The following is a 22,812-nucleotide window of genomic DNA, read 5'->3' as shown; positions in this document are numbered from 1 at the left end:
ATATTGCCGCGGCATTATACAGAGCGTAATCGATTGCCTCCAGTACTTTTTTCGGAAAAACCTTGATTACCCCCTTCAGCCATGTAGTATCGACCAATTAAGTGTCTGTTATAAAACTTGATCAAGATCACATGCCGAACTCTACTTCATCAGGAATTTTCACGGTTAGCCGCCTCAACCAGACGGTGCGACAACTGCTGGAGGGAGAGATGGGTCAGATCTGGCTCTCCGGCGAAATCTCCAACCTGTCACAGCCCGCTTCCGGCCACTGGTACTTCACGCTGAAGGATGACCGTGCCCAGGTGCGCTGCGCCATGTTTCGCAATGCCAACCGCCGCACCACCTTCCGCCCGCAGAACGGCCAACAGGTGCTGATGCGCGCCACCATCACCCTCTACGAGCCGCGTGGCGACTACCAGCTGATTGCCGAGAGTATGCAGCCCGCTGGCGAGGGGCTGTTGCAACAGCGCTATGAGCAGCTGAAACAGGCGCTGGCGGACGAGGGGCTGTTCGACGCCCAGTTCAAGCAGCCCCTGCCCTCACCGGCGCGCTGCGTCGGGGTGATCACCTCCGCCAGCGGCGCGGCGCTGCACGATGTGTTGCAGGTGCTGAAACGGCGCGATCCGTCGCTGCCGGTCATCATCTACCCGACGCTGGTGCAGGGTGCCGACGCGCCAGCGATGATCGTGCGCGCCATCGAGACGGCCAACCGCCGCAACGAGTGTGACGTGCTGATTGTCGGGCGCGGCGGCGGCTCGCTGGAGGATCTCTGGAGCTTCAACGATGAGCGGGTGGCGCGCGCCATTTTTGCCAGCCGCATCCCGGTGGTGAGCGCCGTCGGCCACGAGACGGACGTCACCATCGCCGATTTTGTTGCTGACCTGCGTGCGCCGACCCCCTCCGCCGCCGCCGAGCTGATCAGCCGCAACCAGCTGGAGCTGCTGCGCCAGATCCAGTCCCAGCAGCAGCGGCTGGAGATGGCGATGGACTACTTCCTCGCCCAGCAGTCGCGCCGCTTCACCCGCCTGCACCATCGCCTGCAACAGCAGCACCCGCAACTGCGGCTGTCGCGCCAGCAGACCGCGCTGTTCCGCCTGCGCCGCCGGCTAGACGAGGCGATGCAGCAGCATCTGCGCCAACTGCTGCGCCGGGCGGATCGCCTGCAACAGCGGCTGATGCAGCACCCGCCGCAGACCCGCATCCACCGCACCCAGCAGCGGGTGCAGGCGCTGCGCTACCGGCTGAATCAGGCACTGGCGCAGCAACTGGCCGAGCAGCGCCAGCGCTTCGCCACCGCCTGTACCCAGCTGGAGGCGGTCAGCCCGCTGGCGACGCTGGCGCGCGGCTACAGCGTTACCACCGCCCCCAGCGGCGAGGTGCTGAAGCAGGTGGCGCAGGCCACGCCGGGCGAACGGCTCACCACGCGGCTGGCCGATGGCTGGGTGGAGAGTGAAATCACCCAGGTCACGCCCCTCAAGCCCGCCCGCAAACGCACGCCAAAATCCTGACCCTCGTGTCAGGATTGGGTAAATCCTCGCCGCCCCTTGTGCAAGGACTATACTGTTAATCAGGCGGTTATCACTGGCCGCCCCGCAGTACTCCGCCTGTCCAGGCATCTTTGACAAGGAGATTGGCATGAGCGACGGTCATTCCACCGTACGATACAGCGTAATTCCCCCCTACATCCTGCGACGCATTGTCGAGCACGGCACCGAGCCGCAGCGCACCCGCGCCCAGCAGACCCTGACCCATGTCCGCACCCTGATGGCAGAGCCATTCCCTCGTCAGGAAGTGGCAGATGTCGCCACACCCGGCGAGGTACAGCGCACGCTCTATGACGCGCAAAATGATACCGACCTGCCGGGGCAACTGGTGCGCAGCGAGGGGCAGCCCGCCACCGACGATATCGCCGTGACAGAGGCCTATGACTACCTTGGCGTGACCTATGACTTCTTCTGGCAGGCGTATCGGCGCAACTCGCTGGATGGCAAGGGGCTGGTGCTGGCCGGCACCGTCCACTATGACAAGAATTACCAGAACGCCTTCTGGAACGGCGCGCAGATGGTGTTTGGCGACGGCGACGGGGAGATCTTCAACCGCTTCACCATCGCCATCGACGTGGTCGGCCACGAGCTGGCGCACGGCGTCACCGAGAGTGAGGCGGGGTTGATCTACTTCCAGCAGGCGGGCGCGCTAAATGAGTCGCTCTCCGATGTGTTCGGCTCGCTGGTGAAGCAGTTCCAGCGCCAGCAGACCGCGGAACAGGCGGACTGGATCATCGGCGAGGGGCTGCTGGCGAAGGGGATCAATGGCAAGGGGCTGCGATCGATGTCAGAGCCGGGCACCGCCTATGACGATCCGCTGCTCGGCAAGGATCCGCAGCCCGCGCACATGAGGGACTATATCCAGACACGTGATGACAACGGTGGCGTCCACCTCAACTCCGGCATCCCGAACCGCGCCTTCTACCTGGCGGCTACCGCCCTCGGCGGCTTCGCCTGGGAGCGCGCTGGCTATGCCTGGTATGACACGGTGTGCGACAAAACCCTGCCGCAGGATGCTGACTTCGCCACCTTCGCCCAATTTACCGTACGCCATGCCGGGCAGCGTTTTGATGATGCCACCGCCCAGGCGGTACAGGCGGCATGGGAGCAAGTGGGGGTGCTGTGATGAAACAGCTTTCAGAGCTGCGGCCAGACGCGGTGATTATTTTGGTGCGGGAGGGGGGCTTCGCCTTCATCCCCAAACTGAGCGGGCCGCGCCGCATCTGCCTGTCAGAGGTGAGTGACGAGACGCGCGCGCGCTTGTGCCAGCTGATCAACCAACTGCTGCCCTATGCGGAGCAGCAACCCGGCCGCGCCGGCAGTGGCGACCAGCGCTACTTCCGGCTGGAGATCCACTTCACCTCGGCCAGCTATCAGAACTGGGTGCTGGAGATCCCGGAGACGCGCACGCCGCAGGAGCTGATCCAGCTGTGGAAGTCAGGCGATCTGGATGGCGACGGCGTGCCGGATGAGCCGTCGCGCTAGCCTTTCTCTTTGATATAGCAGAACTTTACCCGCATTTTAGAGATCAGGCCGTGGCCGTTGGGACAGAAGTAGTCCACCGCGCCACAGGCCTTCAACACCTCCAGCGGCAGGCCGCACTCCGGGCAGGCCGCCTCCTGACGAAACTCACCGTGCCCCTTCGGGCAGAGGTAGTGGCCGTTTTGCTCGCTCATCGCCTGTGCGCAGACAGGACAGGTTGCCATCATCATGCTCTCCTTTTGGCTCTCCCGCCGGCAGACGCCGGCACCCTCCAGTGTAGCGCCTCTGCGGCGGCGGGCAACTTTCCCGGCTTGGCATACACTTAACCACTTACCCCCATGATAAGGAGCGCTATGCATATCCATCACCTCAACTGCGGCTGCATGTGCCCGCTGGGCGGCGCCTTTTTTGACGGATTCAGCAAGGGGCTGACCGCGCAACTCACCTGCCACTGCCTGCTGCTGGAGACGGCGCAGCATGGGCTAGTGCTGGTGGATACCGGCTTTGGCAGCACCGATATGGCCTACCCACGGCAGCGCCTCTCCCCCTTCTTCCGTATGCTGAACAACATCCGCTACCGCCAACAGGACACCGCGCTGGCGCAAATCACGCAGCGCGGCTTCTCACCCCAGGACGTGCGCCACATCGTGCTGACCCATCTCGATTTTGACCACGCTGGCGGGCTGAGCGACTTCCCGCACGCCCAGGTGCACGTGCTGCAACAGGAAGCAGACGCCGCCCGCAACCGCCGCAACTGGCTACGCCACGCGCGCTACCGCGACAGCCAGTGGGAGCAGGTGCGCCAGTGGCACTTCTACCAGCCGGGTGGCGAGGGATGGAACGGCTTTGACGCGGTACGCGGCCTAACCGGCCTGCCGCCGGAGGTGCTGCTGATCCCGCTGGCGGGCCACACCACCGGCCACGCCGGGGTGGCGATCCGTCAGGGCGACGGCTGGTTGCTGCACGCTGGTGACGCCTACTTCTACCGGGATGAGGTGGGCCAGCCGGAGCGCCACTGCACGCCCGGCCTGCGCTTCTACCAGTGGATGATGGAGCAGGATCGCACCGCGCGCCGCCACAACCAGCAGCGGCTGCGGGCGATCTCCTGCGACCCGCAGGCCGGTGTACAGATGTTCTGTAGCCATGACGCCAAGGAGTTTGAGCGTCTGGCCCAGCGGGCGCCCTGAGGTTACACCAGATTGAGGCTGCGCAGCAGCGCCAGCCCCAGCGCGGTGGTGAAGAAGGAGCCAAGGGTGGTGAGGGCGATGATGTTCGCCGCCAGCGTGGCGTTACCGCCCATCGCCCGCGTCATCACATAACTGCCAGCGGCGGTGGGAGTGCAGGAGAAGAGGAAAATCACACCCAGCGCCGCGCCGGTAAAGCCGAACAGTGCCGCGCCAAGGGTCATCAGCCCCGGCACCACCAGTACCCGTGCGATGGAGGAGGAGGCAGCGACATTGGAGCTACGGAACATCGCGCGCCAGTCAAGGCTGGCCCCGGCACAGAGCATCGCCAGTGGCAGCGCCATGCCAGAGATAAACTCCCCGGTGGAGTAAATCGCGCCCGGCATCGTCCAGTGGGTCTGCTTGAACAGCAGGCCCAGCACCAAACCGATAATCAGCGGGTTGGTGACAATGCCGCGCAGGATGGAGGCGAGGCTCGGCCCCTTCCCTGCCCCGGTCTGCAAGCTGCGGCTCAGGGTAATCACTGACAGCACATTGAACAGGATAACGGTGACGGCAATATACATCGAGCCAAGCGCCACCCCCTCTTTGCCAAACGCCAGCGAGGCGTAGGCCAGCCCGGCGATGCCGGTGTTGGCACGAAAAGCACCCTGTACAAAAATGCCGCGCTCACGCGGATCCTTGACCAGCTTCAGCGCCGCCAACTCCAGCAGCAGGAAACTGACGAGGGTCGCCAGACCGCCATACACTGCCAGCGGCAGGTTGTGGCCAGCTTCGCTATTGTGGGTGGAGACGCTGAAAAACAGCAGGCAGGGTAACGCGACGTTGAAGACGACCCGGCTGGCCTTGTCGCAGAAGTGGTCATCCATGATGTTAACGCGCTTCAAAAAAATCCCTAACACCAGCAACAACAGGTTGGGCACGGTCACGCCCAGTGCAAAACTCCAGGTCTGCCACATCATCCCTTTTCCTTCTCAAAAAAAACGGGATGCACTTAATGGTGCATCCCGCGTCGGTTATTTGCTCTTTTTCAGGTGGCTCATCAGGCGCTTACGCTTGCGCATCTGGTTTGGCGTCAAGGTGTTACGCTTGCCAGCAAACGGGTTCTCACCCTCTTTGAACTGGATGCGGATCGGCGTCCCCATCACCTCCAGCGAGCGGCGATAGTAGTTCATCAGGTAACGCTTGTAGGAGTCCGGCAGATCCTGCACCTGGTTGCCGTGGATCACCACGATCGGCGGATTGTAGCCACCGGCGTGGGCATATTTCAGCTTCACGCGACGGCCACGCACCAGCGGCGGCTGGTGGTCATCGGCGGCCATCTGCATGATGCGGGTCAGCAGCGAGGTGCCGACGCGGCGGGTGGCGCAGCGGTAGGCTTCGTTAACCGACTCAAACAGGTTGCCGACGCCGCTGCCATGCAGGGCGGAGATAAAGTGGATGCGGGCGAAGTCAATGAAGCCCAGACGCAGATCCAGCGTCTCTTTCACCTGGTCGCGGATCTCCTGCGACAGGCCATCCCACTTGTTGACCACGATCACCAGCGAGCGACCGCTGTTAAGCACAAAGCCGAGCAGCGACAGATCCTGATCGGAGATGCCTTCGCGCGCGTCAATCACCAGCAGCACCACGTTGGCGTCTTCAATCGCCTGCAGGGTTTTGATGACGGAGAACTTCTCTACGGTGTCGGTCACTTTGCCGCGCTTGCGCACGCCAGCGGTGTCGATCAGCACGTATTCGCGCTCGTCACGCACCATTGGGATGTAGATGCTGTCACGGGTGGTGCCGGGCATGTCATAGACCACCACGCGCTCTTCGCCGAGGATGCGGTTGGTCAGGGTGGATTTGCCGACGTTCGGGCGGCCCACGATGGCCAGTTTGATCGGCAGGCTCTCCGGATCGAAATCCTCCTCTTCCGCTTCTGCGGCAGCGGCGGCTTCCGCCTCCTCGCCCAGCTGCTCGGCCCAGTAGGCGGCGTTCGCCTCCTCTTCCGTCAGCTCAGCCGGCTCTTCGTGATCGACGAACGGCAGCAGTACGTGCTCAATCAGCTGGGTGATGCCACGGCCATGGGAGGCCGCGATGGCGTGCACTTCGCCCATGCCAAGGGAGTAGAAGTCCGCGGCGGCGGCGTCAGCGTCAAGGCCATCCACCTTGTTGGCGACCAGGAAGGTGGCCTTCTCGCGGCTGCGCAGGTGCTTGGCGATGCCCTCATCCGCTGGCATCAGGCCCGCGCGCGCATCGACCATGAACAGCACGATGTCCGCCTCTTCAATCGCTTTCAGCGACTGGCCGGCCATGTGCGTTTCCACGCCATCTTCCGTGCCATCAATCCCGCCGGTATCGACGATGATGAACTCGTTGCCTTCCACTTCTGCACGACCATACTTGCGGTCACGCGTCAGCCCGGGGAAATCCGCCACTAACGCATCACGCGTTTTGGTCAAACGGTTAAACAGGGTGGATTTACCCACATTCGGGCGCCCGACCAGCGCGACGACAGGTATCATTGTTGCAGCCTCATTACTTATAAATCAACATGTTACGCAAAACCCATGTATAGCGGGCGATGCGTTTCAAAAAGACGAAACGGCCCCTGATCAACAGGAGCCGTTGGGGAGCCGCCAACGCGGCCCAAGGTATGTTACCGAATGTTAGCGGGTGAACGCGTAAACGTCACCGCTTTTCGCTTGTACCAGCAATTTATCGCTCGCCACGACCGGCGCGCTGAGCAGGCCGGAGCCGTCTACTTTGTGCTGGGCCACGAAACGGCCATCATCCGTATTGATCCAGTGCAGATAGCCTTCGGCATCACCGACCACCAGATAACCATTATACAACACCGGCGCGGTCAGGTTGCGGTGCAGCAGATCGCTCTGCCGCCACAGGCTGACGCCGCCCTGGGTGTTGAGCGCCACAACGCGGTCATCTTGATCGACAATAAAGATGCGACCGGCATCGACGATAAAGTCGCTGACCGATCCCACTTCACGTCGCCAGACGATCTGGCCAGAGCGCAGATCCAGCGCCACCAGGTTGCCGTTGTAGCCGAGTGCGTAGACCACGCCCTCGACCACAACTGGCGTGGTGTCCACGTCATTCAGACGGTCAATCTCCGTGGCACCGCTTGGCTGGGAGATGCGCTGTTGCCAGATCAACTGGCCCTCTTTCATCAGCACCGCGCTGACGCGGCCATTGTCGCCGCCGACAATCGCTGCACCGAAGGCGGTGGTAGGGGCAGATTCGCCACGCAGGCTCAGGGAAGGCATATCCAGGTTCACCGTCCACTGCACGGTGCCGTCCGTCTCGCTCAGCCCCTGCAACATGCCGTTGCTGGTGTGTACCAGCACCAGACCATCGCTGACCACCGGGCGGGAGACCGCTTCGCCCGCTACACGGGTTTTCCAGGCAACCTGGCCGTCACTGCTGTTCAGTGCATAGACCACGGCGCGCTCGCTGCCGACATAGACGTGGCTGCCAGAGACTGTCAGGCCGCCGGAGAGCAGCGCCGGGCGGTTACTGGAGAAGAAGCCGGTCTTCTCAGACAGGTCAACCTTCCAGATCTCTTTGCCGCTGTCGGCATCCAGCGCCTTCACCAGACCGTCGCGGTCAGCGGCGAACACGCTGCTGCCCTGCCAGGCCGGGCGCAGGTTGGAGTAAAACTCACCGATGCCGTCGCCCACGGAGACGTCCCAGACCTTGGTCGGCGTAAATTGATTTTCCACTTTCGGCAGTGGGGACATGGTGACCACGTCCTCTTCACCGCTAAACAGTGAGCACCCACTCAGTAGGGCCGTTGAAACCAATCCTACCAAGAGTGTTTTCCGCAATTGCATTGGCATCCCCTTAGCTGGCCAAATTATTTAACTTCATGCGCAGCAGCGCCTCTTGCGCCTGCGAAGCCTTCGCATCGATGCCTTTACTGTATGCGTCACGCGCGCCTTTCAGGTCACCCTTGCGCACCAGAACATCCCCACGGATGTCCTGCACCATCGCTGACCAGCTCGCGCCCTTGACGCCATCCAGCGTCTTGAGCGCGTCATCCAGCTTGTTCTGTTGCAGTTGGAGGCGAGCCTGACGCAGCGCGATCAGTGGCAGCAGGTTCTCATCCTTGGTCAGGGTGCTGGCCTGCGCCAGCTGCTTCTCCGCCGCCGCGTAATCTTTCTGGTTAACGTAGTGCTGTGCCAGTTGCAGGGCGGCAAATGCGCCATAGTTGTTGTCGTTGGCCTGCACGAACTGCTCGGTGGCCTTCACCCCTTCCGGCTTATTCGCCGCCAGGGCCTCTGTCGCTTTCTGATAGGCAACCGACGCCCCTGCCAGCGCTGTTGACTGGTGGCTCTGCCAGTAGCGCCACCCCAACAGGGCACCAATGCCCAGCACCACGCCAACCGCCAATGCCTTGCCGTTCTCCGAGAAGAAGCGGCGAATCACATCGACCTGTTCGTTTTCAGTGGTATAGACTTCCACGGTGACCCTCTCCTTAACCTAACATCGTTGACAGACGCGCCGCGATCTCGCTTTGCGCCAGCGTCTCTTGTTCACCACTTTGCAGGTTTTTCACCACCACCTGCTGGGCCGCCACCTCATTTTCGCCGAGCACCAGAGCCACGCGTGCGCCCCACTTGTCTGCCCGGGCGAACTGCTTCTTGAAGTTGCCGCCACCGTAGTTGGTCATCAGCCGCAGGTGCGGCACCTCATCACGCACGCGCTCTGCCAGCGCCATCGCCGCGCTCTGGGTGCCCGCGCCGGAGGAGATAACATAGATATCCACCGTGGCAGGTGCCTTGAACTCCGGGTTGACTGCCTGCACCAGCAGTACCAAACGCTCCAGGCCCATGGCGAAACCGACCGCCGGGGTGGCGCGCCCGCCAAGCTGCTCAACCAGACCGTCGTAACGGCCGCCGGCACAGACCGTGCCCTGCGCGCCGAGGCTGGTGGTGACCCACTCAAACACGGTGCGGTTGTAGTAGTCGAGGCCGCGAACCAGCCGCTGATTGACCGTATATGGGATGCCTGCCTGGTCCAAAAGTTCACACAGGCCGGAAAAGTGTTGTTTTGACTCCTCATCCAGGTAGTCACCCAGCACCGGCGCGTCATTCAGCAGGCGCTGCACGTCCGGGTTTTTCGAGTCGAGCACGCGCAGCGGGTTACTGTACATGCGGCGTTTGCAATCTTCGTCCAGCACGGACTCATGCTGCTCCAGGAAGGCCACCAGCGCGTCGCGGTAGTTGGCGCGCGCCTCCAGCGAACCGATGGAGTTCAGCTCCAGCGCCACGTGCTCTGCGATGCCCAGAGCCTTCCACCAGCGGGCGGTCAGCAGGATCAGCTCGGCATCAATGTCCGGGCCTTGCAGGCCGAACACTTCCGCGCCGAGTTGGTGGAACTGGCGGTAGCGCCCCTTCTGCGGACGCTCGTAGCGGAACATCGGGCCGATGTACCACAGTCGCTGTTCCTGATTGTACAGCAGACCATGCTCAATGCCGGCGCGCACGCAGCCTGCCGTCCCTTCCGGGCGCAGGGTCAGGCTCTCGCCGTTGCGGTCGTCAAAGGTGTACATCTCTTTCTCAACCACATCGGTCACTTCGCCGATGGCGCGCTTGAACAACGGGGTCTGCTCTACAATCGGCAGGCGGATCTCACTGTAGCCGTAGCCGCTCAGCACCTGCTTCAGGGTGCCCTCAATACGCTGCCATAATGCCGTCTCTTCCGGCAGGTAGTCGTTCATGCCGCGAATGGCTTGAATGTTCTTTGCCACGTCAGTTCTCTATTGTCTTAATACAAAAAATGAACCCGATTATAGGGGCTTTGCCTGCCGCGGTTCAATGCGGGCGCCCCGGCGGGTTCAATAGAAAACGGGCCGCCACTGCAGCCCGCTACCGATGTCACTCTTGCGTGTTGATCACGATGCGCTTGCTTTCATCCATCATCGCTGCCTTGGCGCGAATCTTGGCTTCCAGCTGGTCGATCATCTGCTCGTTGTCGAAGCGGTCACGCTGGCGAACGCCGTCCTCATAGAAGCCACTCTTGTTGTGGCCGCCGGTGACGCCGAGGGTGGAGACCAGCGCCTCGCCCGGCCCGTTGACCACGCAGCCGATGATGGAGACATCCATCGGTGTGATGATGTCCTCGAGCCGCTGCTCCAGCGCGTTCACGGTGCCGATAACGTCAAACTCCTGGCGGGAGCAGGTCGGGCAGGCGATGAAGTTGATGCCGCGCGAGCGGATGCGCAGGGATTTGAGGATGTCGAAGCCCACCTTCACCTCCTCCACCGGGTCAGCGGCGAGGGAGATGCGCAGCGTGTCGCCGATGCCCTCAGAGAGCAGCAGACCAAGGCCAATCGCCGACTTCACCGCGCCAGCACGCGCGCCGCCCGCCTCGGTGATGCCGAGGTGCAGCGGCTGGTCAATCTGCTTGGCCAGCAGGCGGTAGGCTTCCACCGCCAGGAAGACGTCGGAGGCCTTGACGCTCACCTTGAACTGGTCAAAGTTGAGGCGGTCAAGGATGTCAACGTGGCGCATGGCGGACTCCAGCAGGGCCTGCGGGGTCGGTTCGCCATACTTCTCTTGCAGGTCGCGCTCCAGGGAGCCGCCGTTGACGCCGATGCGAATCGGAATGTTGTTGTCGCGGGCGCAATCCACCACGGTGCGGATGCGTGACTCGTTGCCGATGTTGCCGGGGTTGATGCGCAGGCAGTCCACGCCGTACTCCGCCACTTTCAGCGCGATACGGTAGTCAAAGTGAATATCCGCCACCAGCGGCACGTTGACCTGTTGCTTGATCAGTTTAAACGCCTCAGCGGCATCCATGGTCGGGATGGAGACGCGAACGATGTCCACGCCCACGCGTTCCAGGGACTTAATCTGTTTAACGGTCGCTTCGACATCGGTGGTACGGGTGTTGGTCATCGATTGCACGGCAATCGGTGCACCATCACCAATAGGCACCTGTCCGACGTAAATCCGTTTTGATTTGCGGCGGGTAATGGGTGCTTGGTTATGCATTTCTTGCTCTCCATTGCTGCGGGCGCATGACGCGGGTGCCCTATTATTCGGCAGTCAGTGTCAGGCGCGCAACACGGTTTGTCTTGATGAATTGACTGAGATCAACCGGCTTACCCTGATACTGGATCTCGACCGCACGCGGCGCGCCGATTTTCAGTTTAAACGGCGCCGTGCCGTTCAGGTTCAGCTTGCCGCCGCTTTTCTGGATGCCGCTGAACAGGGTTTTGCCTGTCGCGTCATTCACTTGCAGCCAGCAGTCGGCGTTGAAATTCATGACAATTGTCCCGGCGTCAGCGGCCGGAGCCGCTTCTGCCGGGGTGGTCACCGGCGCGGCAACCGGGGCCTGAGCCGGGGAGACCGCGGCTGGAGCCTGGTCAACCGGCGCAGGGGTCTGCGCGGTGGCAGCCGGGGTCTGCGGCGCGATGGCAACCGGCTGGGCAGGCGTGGCGGCGCTGTCCGGCGGCGTGCCGGTCGCGTCGCTGCTGTCATCGCCGTTGCCCAATGGAATAGGCTGGGCATCGCCCTGGGAAAGCTGTGCGGAGCTATGGTCAGCCATGGTGGCGATCTCCTGCTGCTGGGCCTGATGGTTCTGCCACCACCATGCGCCGGTCAGCCCGAGCACCACAAACACGATTAACCAGGTGAACCCCATCAGCCAGCCGTCGCGCTTCTTGCGTGACTTGCCGAGGGAGAAGCTCTGCATGGGCGCGACTTTTGCCGCACGAACCGGCGTCTGCTTGGCCATCAGCGGCAGCAGCTCCTCTTCCGGGACGTGCACCAGCCGCGCATAAGAGCGGATATAGCCGCGCAGGAAGGTAGAAGCCAGGTCTGGCGGCGCGTTGTCATCTTCGATGTCACGTACCGTGGAGACTTTCAGGCACAGGCGCTCGGCCACTGCCTGCTGGCTCAACCCAAGCTGTTCGCGGGCCTGACGCAGGCGCTCGCCCGTCGTTTTGGAGATGTGATCTTGAGAGGCTTCAGTATTCATTAGCTAGAAACTGCTGGTACTGTTTGGATTGTGGAAAACTTCGCGCCAACTGCCTGCCATAACGTTCGAGCTTGTCCTGGCGGCCATCCAGCGCGGCGAAACGAATCTGTAACCATAAGCTGTCGGCACTGGCCGGCAGAATATGTTGGTAAACCTCCAGCAACAGCCGCGCCTGATCGCGTCGCCCCTCGCTGAAACGGCGTTCAGCCTCTGCCAGCAGGTGCGTCCCTTTGTCAGGGTCGACCTTCAATGCCCGGCCCAGCAATACCCGCGCATCATCCTGTTGATTGGCCTGCAAAAAGCAGTAGCCAGCGTTCTCCAGGCTGTCAGCCACCTGGCCAGTATCGGGTGCGGTGGCGGCGGCGCTAAACTGCTGTTGTGCCGGTACATACTGCCCTAAACTACACAAAAACGCACCGTAATTATTCATGACGGTGCCATTTCGCGGGGCCAGTTGCAGGGCGCGCTGGTAGCGCTGTTGCGCGTCCTCATTTTCCCCGACACGCTGCGCGTAGAGCGCCATGCCAAGCTGGGTGCGGTAATCCTGTGGGGCGGCCTTCACCGCCTTCTCCAGGTTCTGCCGCGCGGCGGGCAAATTGCCCTGCGACAGATAGCTCAGCCCTAACTGCAGGCGGGCATCCGCTGGCGCGCCAGCGTCCGTTTCCGGCTCACTTGGCCCAGAGCTGGCGCACCCTGCCAGCAGCCCTGCCGCCAGCAGTCCCGAAGCCAGCAGTGGCCTCTTCCACAACATTTTCAGCAACATGCGTTTCATTCCCTGGAACGCGGCAGCCCGTGCCGTTCCGAATCTGCGAGAGGGAGGCGCGGCGGCTTAACCCGCCACGCCCTCAGGCCAGGCTCAGAGTGCTTTTACCGAAATCGGCTCCCCTGCCATCTTCTTCTTCAGGGTACGCTTGGTTCGGTCGATCACCTCGCCCGCCAACTGTCCGCAGGCGGCGTCAATGTCGTCACCGCGGGTCTTACGGACAATAGTCGTAAAACCATATTCCATCAACACTTTGGCAAAGCGATCAACGCGACTATTCGAGCTGCGTCCATAAGGTGCGCCCGGGAAGGGGTTCCACGGGATCAGGTTGATCTTGCAAGGGGTCTCTTTCAGCAGGGCTGCCAGCTCATGGGCATGCTCGGTGCCGTCGTTGACGTGGTCGAGCATCACGTACTCAATGGTCACGCGGCCCTGATTGGCATTGGACTTCTCCAGGTAGCGGCGTACCGCGGCCAGGAAGGTTTCAATGTTGTACTTCTTATTGATCGGCACGATCTCATCACGGATGGTATCGTTCGGCGCGTGCAGCGAGATGGCCAGCGCCACGTCGATCATGTCGCCCAGCTTGTCCAGCGCCGGCACTACACCAGAGGTGGAGAGGGTCACACGGCGTTTGGAGAGGCCAAAACCGAAATCATCCAGCATGATCTCCATGGCCGGCACCACGTTGTTCAGGTTGAGCAGCGGCTCACCCATGCCCATCATCACCACATTGGTGATGGGGCGTTGGCCGGTCACTTTGGCCGCGCCAATGATTTTGGCGGCGCGCCATACCTGGCCGATAATTTCGGAGACGCGTAGGTTGCGGTTGAAGCCCTGCTGCGCGGTCGAACAGAATTTGCACTCCAGCGCGCAACCGACCTGGGAGGAGACGCACAGGGTCGCGCGGTCATCTTCCGGGATGTAAACCGTCTCTACACGCTGGTCACCAACCAGGATGACCCACTTGATGGTGCCATCTGCGGAGCGCTGCTCCTCCACCACTTCCGGCGCGCGGATCTCGGCAATCTGCTGCAACTTGTTGCGCAGTACCTTGTTGATGTCGGTCATCTGCTCGAAATCGTCGCAGCAGTAGTGGTACATCCACTTCATGACCTGATCGGCGCGGAAGGGTTTCTCACCCAGCTCGGCGAAAAATTCGCGCATCTGCTGGCGGTTGAGGTTGAGGAGGTTAATTTTTTCCGCAGCCGGTTTGACCGTTTGTACGGCGGACGCAGGAGAGTGGGAAGTTTCAGACACGGTTTGCCCAGAAGCTGTTGATTCTAACATGGATGTCGCGGCCTCGTTGTTACACTTTTGGCTCAAAGGAAGTGCACCCCGCCGTCATGGCGTGATGCGAAAACATGCGCCCCGAAAGAGCAGGCTCCGTCGGGGCGCAGTATTGTACAAATTTTAAGATAGCGACGCTATCGCGGAAAGCCCATGCTTAACCAATAATTGTTTCAGCAGGTGAATCTTTCAGTTCGCTATCATTCACCAATTAACGAGTGCGCGGGCACAGCTCGTTTTCGGTGAAGAAGTACGCGATTTCGCGCTGGGCAGACTCTACCGCGTCAGAACCGTGAACGGCGTTCTCGGTGAAGCTGTCCGCGTAGTCAGCACGCAGGGTGCCAGCCAGAGCGTTGTCCGGGTTGGTTGCACCCATGATGTCGCGGTTGCGCTGAACGGCGTTCTCGCCTTCCAGAACCTGCATCATGATCGGGCCAGAGGTCATGAACTCAACCAGACCGTCGAAGAACGGGCGGCCTTTGTGCTCAGCGTAGAAGCCTTCAGCCTGCTCACGGGTCAGGTGAACCATTTTGGCAGCAACGATTTTGAAACCAGCGGCTTCGAAACGTGCGTAGATAGAACCAATGGCGTTCTTGGCCACTGCGTTCGGTTTGATCATGGAAAAAGTACGTTCGATAGTCATGTCAACCTCTGTCTGACGTCCTGGGGGGCAGGCATAAAAGTTAGCCCGCCGTGAAATGGCGCCGATTATAGGGGGCGATGCCGCGCTTGCCTACCGGTAACACAACATTTAGTTAAAATAACTTTAGCTAAAACCCTACCATTTGTGTACATATGGGATCGCATTCATATCAGCTGGCCTAATGGATGCTACTGTTGTGCAAACCCTCGCTAAAAAATGCCAAGTCGATCACGTTCCCAACCGTTACATGTAACCTTTGCCGTAAATTGTTTCTAAAACAGCCAGATAGCTGGCGAGCCACCTACTCTGCTGTTAGCCTCTCCCTGACCGCTGCTGGTTTTATTTACAGCCTTTTGACCGACCGGCCGCCACGCATCCTATATCGAGGTCACCATGAATCGTGCCGTCAATGCACTGCAAGCTTTTGGCAAATCGCTCTATGGTCCGGTGCTGATCCTCCCCATCGTCGGGATGTTCATCGCCCTCGGCAACCTGTTTGGCAACGGCAACCTGGCGGCCTGGGTGCCCTTCCTTAACCATCTGCTGGTGCAGGAGATTGGGCAACTGGTGGCCAAATCCTCGGTCTCGATTCTGGCTAACCTGGCACTGGTGTTCGCCGTCGGCATCCCGATTGGGCTGGCGAAGCGTGACAAGGGCTATGCCGCCCTGATTGGGTTAGTGGTGTTCATCATCTTTATTAACGCCATGAGCATCACCCTGCAACTGCAGGGGCGGCTGGCGTCCGCTGAGTCGATGCGCGCGGCTGGGCAGGGCATGGTGCTGGGCGTGCAGGTGCTGGAGATGGGGGTGTTCGCCGGCATCCTGACGGGCGCCATCTCTGGCATCCTCTATAACCGCTACTCGCCGACCCAGTTCACTGGCGTGATGGCCATCTACTCCGGCCACTGCTTCGTGGCGATGCTTGGCATCCCGCTGGCAATTACGCTCGGCGTGGTGATGAGCGAGTTGTGGCCTTTCGCGCAGCAGGGTATCAGTGCCCTTGCCTACGGCATCCGCGGTGCTGGCCCGGTTGGCGTGGCGATCTATGGCTTTCTGGAGCGCATCCTGATCCCCACCGGCCTGCACCATCTGGTCTATACGCCTTTCCTCTATACCGAACTGGGCGGCAGCCAGGAAGTGTGCGGCACCCTCTACCGTGGCGCGCGCAACATCTACTTTGCGGAGATGGCCTGCCCTACCGTGAAGCAACTTAGCCCCACCGTCATGTGGGATGCGCGCGGCATCAGCAAAATGTTTGGCCTGACGGCAGCGGCGCTGGCGATGATCAGCACGGCCAAACCCGAGCGCCGGGCGGCGGCGAAGGCCATCCTGCTGCCAGCCGCCCTCACCTCGCTGCTGATTGGCGTGACCGAGCCGCTGGAGTTCTCCTTCCTGTTTGTCGCCCCGCTGCTGTTCGTGACCCATGCGGTGCTGGCTGGCCTTGGCATGATGCTGTTCGCGCTGCTGGGCGTCCACGCCATTGGTGCCAATGGCGTGATTGATTTCGTGCTCTACAACCTGCCGCTGGGCACTGAGAAGTCTAACTGGCCGATGTACCTGTTGGTGGGCGCAATCATGGCGGTGGTCTACTTCACGGTCTTCCGCTTCCTGATCCTGCGCTTTGACATGAAAACGCCGGGGCGCGAGGAGGAGGATCAGGAGACGCGCCTCTACAGCAAGCAGGATTACCAGCAGCGCGGCCAACGTGGCGCAGCGGGCGCTGAGCCGATCACGGCGGAGAACGAAGCCTTGGGGCTGGGCCAGCGCATCATCGCCGGGCTGGGCGGCAAGCAGAACATTGACGTGATTGACAACTGTTACACCCGGCTGCGGGTGACGGTGCGGGACACCAGCACCATCAATGAGCAGCAGCTCAAACAGACTGGCGCGCGTGGCGTCATCCTCCAGGGCAACAATGTCCAGGTGGTGTATGGGCTGCATGTGAAGAAAATGCGTGAGGCGGTAGAGATCGCGCTGTAACCGACCGACGAGGAGCACCTGATGACTACTGTGACCCAGACACCCGGCAACAAGGCCCCCTTTATCCTGTCGATTGCTGGTGGCGGCAGCACCTACACCCCCGGCATCGTCAAGAGCCTGATGCTGAAGCTGGAGGCGTTCCCGCTGGCGGAGATCCGCCTGTATGACATTGACAGCGAACGCCAGAACACCATTGCGCCAGTGGTGGAGAAGGTGATCCGCGACCACAGTGACACTATGACTTTCACCGTCACCACCGACCCGGAGGTGGCCTTCAGTGGCGCGCACTTCGTGTTTGCGCAGATGCGCGTCGGCCAGTACAAAATGCGTGAACAGGATGAGAAGATCCCGCTGCGGCATGGGGTGGTCGGTCAGGAGACCTGCGGGCCGGGCGGGCTGGCCTATGGTCTGCGCACTATCCTGCCAATGGTGGAGCTAATTGATTTGGTAGAGCGCTACGCCGATGCGCGCGCCTGGATCGTCAACTACTCCAACCCGGCGGCGATTGTCGCAGAGGGGGTACGCCGCCTGCGCCCCAACGCGCGGGTACTCAATATCTGCGATATGCCGGTGGCCGCCATGCGCAATATCGCCGCCATCCTTGGGGTGCCGCGCGAGGAGGTGACGGTGAACTACTTTGGCCTGAACCACTTCGGCTGGTTTACCCAAGTGTTTGTCGATGGCGTGGATCGGATGGCGGATCTGCGGGCGCACGTGGCGCGCTTCGGCCTGCTCACGGAGGATGCCGCCGCCACCGATCCCCAGCACGCCGATCCCTCCTGGGTGAAGACCTGGCGCAACATCCAGCCCCTGATGGAGCATTTCCCGGAGTACCTGCCCAACCCCTATCTCCAGTACTACCTGATGCCCAACCAGATAGTGGAGCATCAGGACCCGGACTATACCCGCGCCAATGAGGTGATGAATGGCCGGGAGAAAAAGCTGTTTGCCGCCGCTGCGGAGTATAAGCAGACCGGCATCCTGCCTGATGCCTTCCACGTCGGGGTGCATGGGGCATTTATTGTCGATGTCGCCCGTTCACTGGCCTTTGACCTGCGCCAGCGCCATCTGGTGATTGTGGAGAACCGCGGCGCAATTGCCAACCTGCCCTATGACGCAATGGTGGAGGTGCCTGCCTATATCACCGCCCAAGGGCCGGAGCCAGTGGTGGTGGGCGCAATCCCGCTGTTCTACAAGGGGCTGATGGAGCAGCAACTGGCCAGTGAGCAACTGCTGGTAGAAGCGACGATGGAGGGCAGTTATGAGAAGGCGTTGCAGGCCTTTACCCTGAACCGCACCATCCCGACCATGCAACATGCGAAGGCCATTCTTGATGAGATGATTGAGGCCAACCGCGACTACTGGCCAGCGCTGAAACGCGCCTATGAACAGGGTGTTGCACGCTGACTTTGCGGCACGCCGCGCAGAACCTGACAGAGAGCCGATGATTTGATTGAACCCAAACGCAGGCCACCCGTAGGATAGCCGCATCGCTATTGCCGGAGGGCTTGTGTTTGGATAATCGTCTTGCTTCGCTGCTGCAACGGGGCGATACCCTGACCCGTGCGGAGTATCGTGTTCTGGCCTATCTGGTTGATGATCGGCACCCCACTGACGATCAGCTCAGCCGCCTGACGGTTAGGACGCTGGCGCAGGAGACCTATGTCTCTACCGCCACTATCCTGCGCCTGTGCCATAAGCTGGGATTCAGCGGTTATAGCGAACTGCTGTTCCACATCAAGCAACTCCTGAACGGCCAGCCAGCCACGTCGGCCCTGCCTGAGATAACGGAAGCAGCGGATCTGCCTGCCGCCTTCGAGCACTTTGTTGAGAACTATCGGCGGAGTTTCCGCTTTATTACCGCCGCCAAACAGCAGGCGTTCAGCCAGTTGCTGCGCGAGGAGGAGACCTTTTTCCTCTATGGCACCGGCTTTTCCCAGCTGTTTGCTGAGTACCTTACCAAGAAACTGCAACTGCTGGGGAAGAACGCACTGGTCTCCGGGTTGGGTGACAGCCGTGGCATTTTCCTGCACAACGCCGCCAAATACCGCGTCTTTATTGCCATCTCACGCAGTGGCGAGACCGCCGCGGTGCTGGAGAAGGCGCGCATCGCCCGCAACATTGGCATGACGGTGGTGGCCTTCACCCGCGCGTCAGCGAACTCGCTGGCGCAGCTCTGTGACCTGCATCTGCCGCTCTATGATGATGCCAGCAGCGCGGCCGCCGAGGCCGGGGAGAGCAGCTCGTTTGAGTCCAACCTGATCCTGCTGATTGACCTGTTGCTGCTGGCGGCCTCGGCCCCGCCTTCGTCAGGCGATGCCTGACGAAGGGATAATGTTGCGTAGCCAGCTGCCCCAGCGGCGCTGGTAGAAGGGTTGGGTGTGCTGAATCAGGTAGTGGCTAATGCCGCGCTCCTTCTCAGAGACCAGACAGAAATCGACCGCCTCGTTATCCCCCAGTGCCTCGCTGGCCACGCTGCCCGCTTCCTGAATCAAATCCTCGATTTCCTGCTCGGTGGCCCCCTCCACTTCCAGCCCCACCAGCAGGTTGGGCTGCTCATCCTGGGCCTTGTCATGGATCAACGCCAGAAAGGCGCGGCGCATCGGCTTGCGCTGGCTGAACAGGGTGGTCAATGCATCCACCATTGCGGCCGGGTAGTGCTCTGGCTGGCCAATCAGGTACTCATGGCCGGCCTCCACCACCCGCTCCTGCGGCTTGTTTACGCCGCCATCCTGCAACAGCAACGCCACCTCTTGCGCGGTGAACTCCTTGCCGTACTCATTTTTCGGGTTCAGGAACAGCTCGGTGCCTTGGGTCATCTCAAACAGCACCCGCGCTGGCAGTGCCAGGAAGGGGTGCTCCCCCTCAATGGCGCGTTGCAGTGCCGCCAGCGAGGTGAAGAACGGCAACGCGCGCGTGCCATCCTGCTTCTCCCAGACCTGGAGGCTGAGCGGGCTGCCCGCCTCCAGTACCACCTCCCCCTGAGGGGCGGTGTTATCAGTCAGTACCAATACCGTGGACTCCAGCAGGGTGCGGTAGAAAGCCGCTCGCTGTGCTGGCTCGTTCATCGCCAGCATCAGCAGGTTTTCCAGTTCGCGTCCCTGCGTATCATCAGCAAAATTGGGTATCGTCATCTGTTACTCCATCAACAAGCCGGAATGGCTTCAGATAAAAAAACGGGGCAGCCACGCCGCCCCGCTAATTGGGTCATGGGCGGCCGCGCCGCTTATTGTGCCTTATTGAGCAGCAGGTTCGCCAGGGTGCGAACCCCCAGACCGGTTGCGCCAGCTGACCACTGATCCACCGCCCCTTTGCGGTAGGTGGCGGAGCAGTCGATGTGCAGCCAGCCCTGCTGGTAGTGCTTCACAAAGTGTGACAGGAATGCCGCGGCAGTGCTGGCGCCAGCAGTGTGGCTCGGGCCAGCGATGTTGTTCAGATCGGCAAAGTTGGAGGGCAACTGGCTGCGGTGGAACTCCGCCAGTGGCAAGCGCCAGAACGGCTCCTGCTCCTGCTGCGCGCTCGCCAACAGCTCGCCGGCCAGCGCGTCATCAAAGCTGAACAGCGCATGGTAATCACCGCCCAGCGCCGTTTTTGCCGCGCCGGTCAGGGTGGCGCAGTCAATCAGCAGTTGCGGCTGCTGCTCGGCGGCGTCAATCAGGCCATCCGCCAGCACCAGACGCCCCTCGGCATCGGTGTTCATCACCTCAACGGTTTTGCCATTGCGGTAACGGATGATGTCACCCAGCTTGAAGGCATTGCCGCTGACCATGTTATCGGCGCAGCAGAGGTAGAGTTTGACGCGCTGTTGCAGGCCACGCGCCGCTGCCAGCGCCAATGCGCCAGTCACGGTGGCCGCGCCGCCCATGTCGGCTTTCATGGAGTCCATCGACGCGCTCGGCTTCAGGCTGTAACCACCGGTATCAAAGGTGATGCCCTTGCCCACCAGACAGGCGTAGACCGGCGCATCGGCGTCGCCGGTCGGGTTGTAGTCCAGCGCCAGCAGCACCGGCGGGCGCTCGGAGCCACGACCCACGGTGTGGAGGCCGCTGTAGTTCTGCTCGCGCAGATCCTCGCCCTTGGTGATGCGGTAGCTGACATGGCCGCCACCATACTCGCACAGCAGATCGACGGCGCGCTGCGCCAGCTGCTCCGGCCCCAGCTCCTCGGCTGGCATGTTGATGGTGTTACGCACCCAGTCCACGATGGCCAGCCGATGATCCAGCTCTTGGCGTGCCGCCTCCTCCAGCGTCGGCCAGGCGACTTGGCGCGCCCCTTTCGGGCTGCGAAAACCCTGCCAGAAGGCCCAGCACTGCTCCAGCCCCCAGCCCTCGCCGGTCAGGGCGACCTTGCGGATCCCCTGTCCATCAATGCGGCGCGCAGCGCGCTGGATCGCTGGCAAGGTGTCGTTGCCGTTCAGATGGATCGTGATGCCATCGTTGTTGGTACTCAGCAGCGCCTTCTCGCCCCAGCGGGCGTCAGCGGGTTGCTGTGAAAGGGCGATGTGCATTACTTCTGATGTCATAACAAACTCCTGATTGTTGTTCTCTTTGTCAGGGCAGGTCTGCGGCCACGCCACAGGCGAACGGAAACAAAGCGGGCCACCCTGTGGTAGCCCGTATTCATGACTTCTGTTATCTAACCAGACCCTCTGGGCGGCTGCCAGAGTTTTTTTAGAAGGGAAAGCGACGACCGCCTGCGTAGAGGCGGCCTAAGGAAATCAGCGTTGCGTCCAGGCGGTTTGGCCGGCGGCCAGGCCCTGCTGGTACTGCTGCCAGGCCGGTGAAGTTTGGCGCAGGCGATCCAGCGCCTTGCGTACCACGGCGATGGCGTAGTCGATCTCCTCCTCCGTGGTGAAGCGGCCGACCGAGAAGCGGATGGCGCTGTGTGCCAGCTCCTCATCCAGCCCCAACGCGCGCAGCACATAGGAGGGTTCGAGGCTGGCAGAGGTGCAGGCAGAGCCGGAGGAGACGGCCAGATCCTTGAGCGCCATGATCAGCGACTCCCCTTCCACATAGCCAAAGCTGACGTTCAGCACGGAGGAAACCCCCTGCTCCAGCGAGCCATTCAGCTTGATCGCCTCAATCTCTTTAATGCCGTTCCACAGGCGATCACGCAACGCACGCAGGCGCTCGCTCTCTTCGGCCATCTCCAGCCGGGCGATGCGGTAGGCCTCGCCCATGCCAACAATCTGGTGCACCGGCAGGGTGCCGGAGCGCATGCCGCGCTCATGGCCGCCGCCGTGGATCTGCGCCTCAATCTGGATGCGGGGCTGGCGGCGCACGTAGAGGCCGCCGATGCCTTTCGGGCCATAGAGTTTGTGGCCGGAGAAGGACATCAGATCCACCGGCAGCTCCGCCAGATTGATGGGTAGCTTGCCGACGCTCTGGGTGGCGTCCACGTGGAACAGGATGCCACGGCTGCGGCAGAGCGCGCCGATGGCGGCGATGTCCTGAATCACGCCAATCTCATTGTTGACGTGCATGATCGAGACCAGCAGGGTGTCATCACGCATCGCGGCTTCCAGCGCGGCCAGATCAATCAGGCCATCGGGCTGCGGCGCCAGATAGGTGACGTCAAACCCCTCCAGCTCCAGCTGGCGGCAGGTGTCCAGCACCGCCTTGTGCTCGGTCTGGCTGGTGATGATGTGCCGGCCCTTCTCGCGATACGCATGGGCCGCGCCCTTGATCGCGAGGTTGTCGGACTCGGTTGCCCCGGAGGTAAAGACGATTTCGCGCGGGTCTGCGCCAATCAGTTCGGCAATGTCATTACGCGCCACATCCACCGCCTCTTCAGCCTGCCACCCGTAACGGTGCGAGCGGGAAGCCGGGTTGCCGAAGGTGCCATCCAGGGTCAGGCACTGCATCATCTTCCCGGCGACACGCGGGTCCGCTGGCGTCGTGGCTGAGTAGTCCAGGTAAATCGGTAATTTCATTGATCTTC

General features: G+C 61.6%; 21 protein-coding genes. 7 read left to right on the top strand and 14 right to left on the bottom strand.

Annotated elements, in window-relative coordinates; genetic code table 11:
- Nucleotides 1–131 precede the first annotated feature (131 nt).
- The 3 genes from xseA (at nt 132) to ACK3SD_RS04240 (ending at nt 3,029) form a co-directional block, all read left to right on the top strand.
- Nucleotides 132–1,508 (top strand): exodeoxyribonuclease VII large subunit, encoded by a 1,377-nt coding sequence (gene xseA, locus ACK3SD_RS04250; protein WP_481126871.1) that lies wholly within the window; start codon nt 132–134, stop codon nt 1,506–1,508.
- A gap of 127 nt (nt 1,509–1,635) precedes the next feature.
- Nucleotides 1,636–2,670, top strand: coding sequence for a M4 family metallopeptidase (locus tag ACK3SD_RS04245; RefSeq protein ID WP_481126870.1), 1,035 nt, complete (start codon nt 1,636–1,638; stop codon nt 2,668–2,670).
- Complete coding sequence (locus ACK3SD_RS04240; RefSeq protein WP_481126869.1) at nt 2,670–3,029, top strand: protealysin inhibitor emfourin; 360 nt, start codon at nt 2,670–2,672, stop codon at nt 3,027–3,029. The genes ACK3SD_RS04245 and ACK3SD_RS04240 overlap by 1 nt, the downstream gene beginning before the upstream one ends.
- Here ACK3SD_RS04240 and ACK3SD_RS04235 read toward each other — a convergent pair.
- Nucleotides 3,026–3,253: a zinc ribbon domain-containing protein gene (locus ACK3SD_RS04235; RefSeq protein WP_137764893.1), complete on the bottom strand. Its 228-nt coding sequence runs from the start codon at nt 3,251–3,253 to the stop codon at nt 3,026–3,028. The genes ACK3SD_RS04240 and ACK3SD_RS04235 overlap by 4 nt on opposite strands.
- Nucleotides 3,254–3,379: 126 nt before the next feature.
- On the opposite strand from ACK3SD_RS04235, the gene ACK3SD_RS04230 reads away from it, so the two are divergent.
- Complete coding sequence (locus tag ACK3SD_RS04230; RefSeq protein WP_481126868.1) at nt 3,380–4,213, top strand: MBL fold metallo-hydrolase; 834 nt, start codon at nt 3,380–3,382, stop codon at nt 4,211–4,213.
- A gap of 2 nt (nt 4,214–4,215) precedes the next feature.
- Here ACK3SD_RS04230 and ACK3SD_RS04225 read toward each other — a convergent pair whose 3' ends face one another.
- The 10 genes from ACK3SD_RS04225 to ndk form a co-directional block, all read right to left on the bottom strand.
- Nucleotides 4,216–5,172, bottom strand: a complete 957-nt coding sequence (locus ACK3SD_RS04225; RefSeq protein ID WP_481126867.1) for an AEC family transporter — start codon at nt 5,170–5,172, stop codon at nt 4,216–4,218.
- Between the two features lie 54 nt (nt 5,173–5,226).
- On the bottom strand, nt 5,227–6,717 hold the full coding sequence (gene der, locus ACK3SD_RS04220) for a ribosome biogenesis GTPase Der (protein ID WP_137762406.1): 1,491 nt from the start codon (nt 6,715–6,717) through the stop codon (nt 5,227–5,229).
- Between the two features lie 144 nt (nt 6,718–6,861).
- A complete protein-coding gene (bamB, locus tag ACK3SD_RS04215; RefSeq protein ID WP_481126866.1) occupies nt 6,862–8,043 on the bottom strand; it encodes an outer membrane protein assembly factor BamB in 1,182 nt (393 codons plus the stop codon).
- A 10-nt stretch (nt 8,044–8,053) separates the two neighbouring features.
- Nucleotides 8,054–8,674 (bottom strand): YfgM family protein, encoded by a 621-nt coding sequence (locus ACK3SD_RS04210; RefSeq protein ID WP_481126865.1) that lies wholly within the window; start codon nt 8,672–8,674, stop codon nt 8,054–8,056.
- 13 nt (nt 8,675–8,687) lie between these two features.
- On the bottom strand, nt 8,688–9,962 hold the full coding sequence (hisS, locus tag ACK3SD_RS04205; protein WP_481126864.1) for a histidine--tRNA ligase: 1,275 nt from the start codon (nt 9,960–9,962) through the stop codon (nt 8,688–8,690).
- 127 nt (nt 9,963–10,089) lie between these two features.
- Nucleotides 10,090–11,208 (bottom strand): flavodoxin-dependent (E)-4-hydroxy-3-methylbut-2-enyl-diphosphate synthase, encoded by a 1,119-nt coding sequence (ispG, locus tag ACK3SD_RS04200; protein WP_137762402.1) that lies wholly within the window; start codon nt 11,206–11,208, stop codon nt 10,090–10,092.
- 43 nt (nt 11,209–11,251) lie between these two features.
- Entirely contained in the window at nt 11,252–12,196 is a 945-nt protein-coding gene (gene rodZ / locus ACK3SD_RS04195; RefSeq protein WP_481126863.1) for a cytoskeleton protein RodZ, read from the bottom strand.
- A complete protein-coding gene (gene pilW / locus ACK3SD_RS04190; RefSeq protein ID WP_137762400.1) occupies nt 12,186–12,959 on the bottom strand; it encodes a type IV pilus biogenesis/stability protein PilW in 774 nt (257 codons plus the stop codon). Before pilW ends, rodZ begins: the two co-directional genes overlap by 11 nt.
- A gap of 93 nt (nt 12,960–13,052) precedes the next feature.
- Nucleotides 13,053–14,126 (bottom strand): dual-specificity RNA methyltransferase RlmN, encoded by a 1,074-nt coding sequence (gene rlmN / locus ACK3SD_RS04185; RefSeq protein WP_240775759.1) that lies wholly within the window; start codon nt 14,124–14,126, stop codon nt 13,053–13,055.
- Nucleotides 14,127–14,460: 334 nt separating this feature from the next.
- Nucleotides 14,461–14,892, bottom strand: coding sequence for a nucleoside-diphosphate kinase (gene ndk, locus ACK3SD_RS04180; RefSeq protein WP_072930234.1), 432 nt, complete (start codon nt 14,890–14,892; stop codon nt 14,461–14,463).
- Between the two features lie 393 nt (nt 14,893–15,285).
- On the opposite strand from ndk, the gene ACK3SD_RS04175 reads away from it, so the two are divergent.
- The 3 genes from ACK3SD_RS04175 (at nt 15,286) to ACK3SD_RS04165 (ending at nt 19,196) form a co-directional block, all read left to right on the top strand.
- On the top strand, nt 15,286–16,872 hold the full coding sequence (locus ACK3SD_RS04175; protein WP_481126862.1) for a PTS transporter subunit EIIC: 1,587 nt from the start codon (nt 15,286–15,288) through the stop codon (nt 16,870–16,872).
- Nucleotides 16,873–16,893: 21 nt separating this feature from the next.
- On the top strand, nt 16,894–18,279 hold the full coding sequence (locus tag ACK3SD_RS04170) for a 6-phospho-alpha-glucosidase (RefSeq protein WP_481126861.1): 1,386 nt from the start codon (nt 16,894–16,896) through the stop codon (nt 18,277–18,279).
- Between the two features lie 107 nt (nt 18,280–18,386).
- On the top strand, nt 18,387–19,196 hold the full coding sequence (locus tag ACK3SD_RS04165) for a MurR/RpiR family transcriptional regulator (protein WP_481126860.1): 810 nt from the start codon (nt 18,387–18,389) through the stop codon (nt 19,194–19,196).
- On the opposite strand, the gene sseB is transcribed toward ACK3SD_RS04165, so the two are convergent.
- The 3 genes from sseB to ACK3SD_RS04150 form a co-directional block, all read right to left on the bottom strand.
- The gene (sseB, locus tag ACK3SD_RS04160; RefSeq protein ID WP_481126859.1) at nt 19,182–20,006 is read right to left on the bottom strand and encodes an enhanced serine sensitivity protein SseB; all 825 of its coding nucleotides are present in this window, start codon (nt 20,004–20,006) and stop codon (nt 19,182–19,184) included. The genes ACK3SD_RS04165 and sseB overlap by 15 nt on opposite strands.
- A 92-nt stretch (nt 20,007–20,098) precedes the next feature.
- Nucleotides 20,099–21,394: an aminopeptidase PepB gene (pepB, locus tag ACK3SD_RS04155; protein ID WP_481126858.1), complete on the bottom strand. Its 1,296-nt coding sequence runs from the start codon at nt 21,392–21,394 to the stop codon at nt 20,099–20,101.
- A 195-nt stretch (nt 21,395–21,589) separates the two neighbouring features.
- Nucleotides 21,590–22,804 carry an IscS subfamily cysteine desulfurase gene (locus tag ACK3SD_RS04150; protein WP_481126857.1) on the bottom strand — a complete coding sequence of 405 codons (1,215 nt, stop codon included), beginning with the start codon at nt 22,802–22,804 and terminating at the stop codon, nt 21,590–21,592.
- Nucleotides 22,805–22,812: the final 8 nt, after the last annotated feature.

This window comes from Chimaeribacter sp. YP20170169 (assembly GCF_056739715.1).
This window is presented reverse-complemented; position numbering and strand designations above follow the sequence as displayed.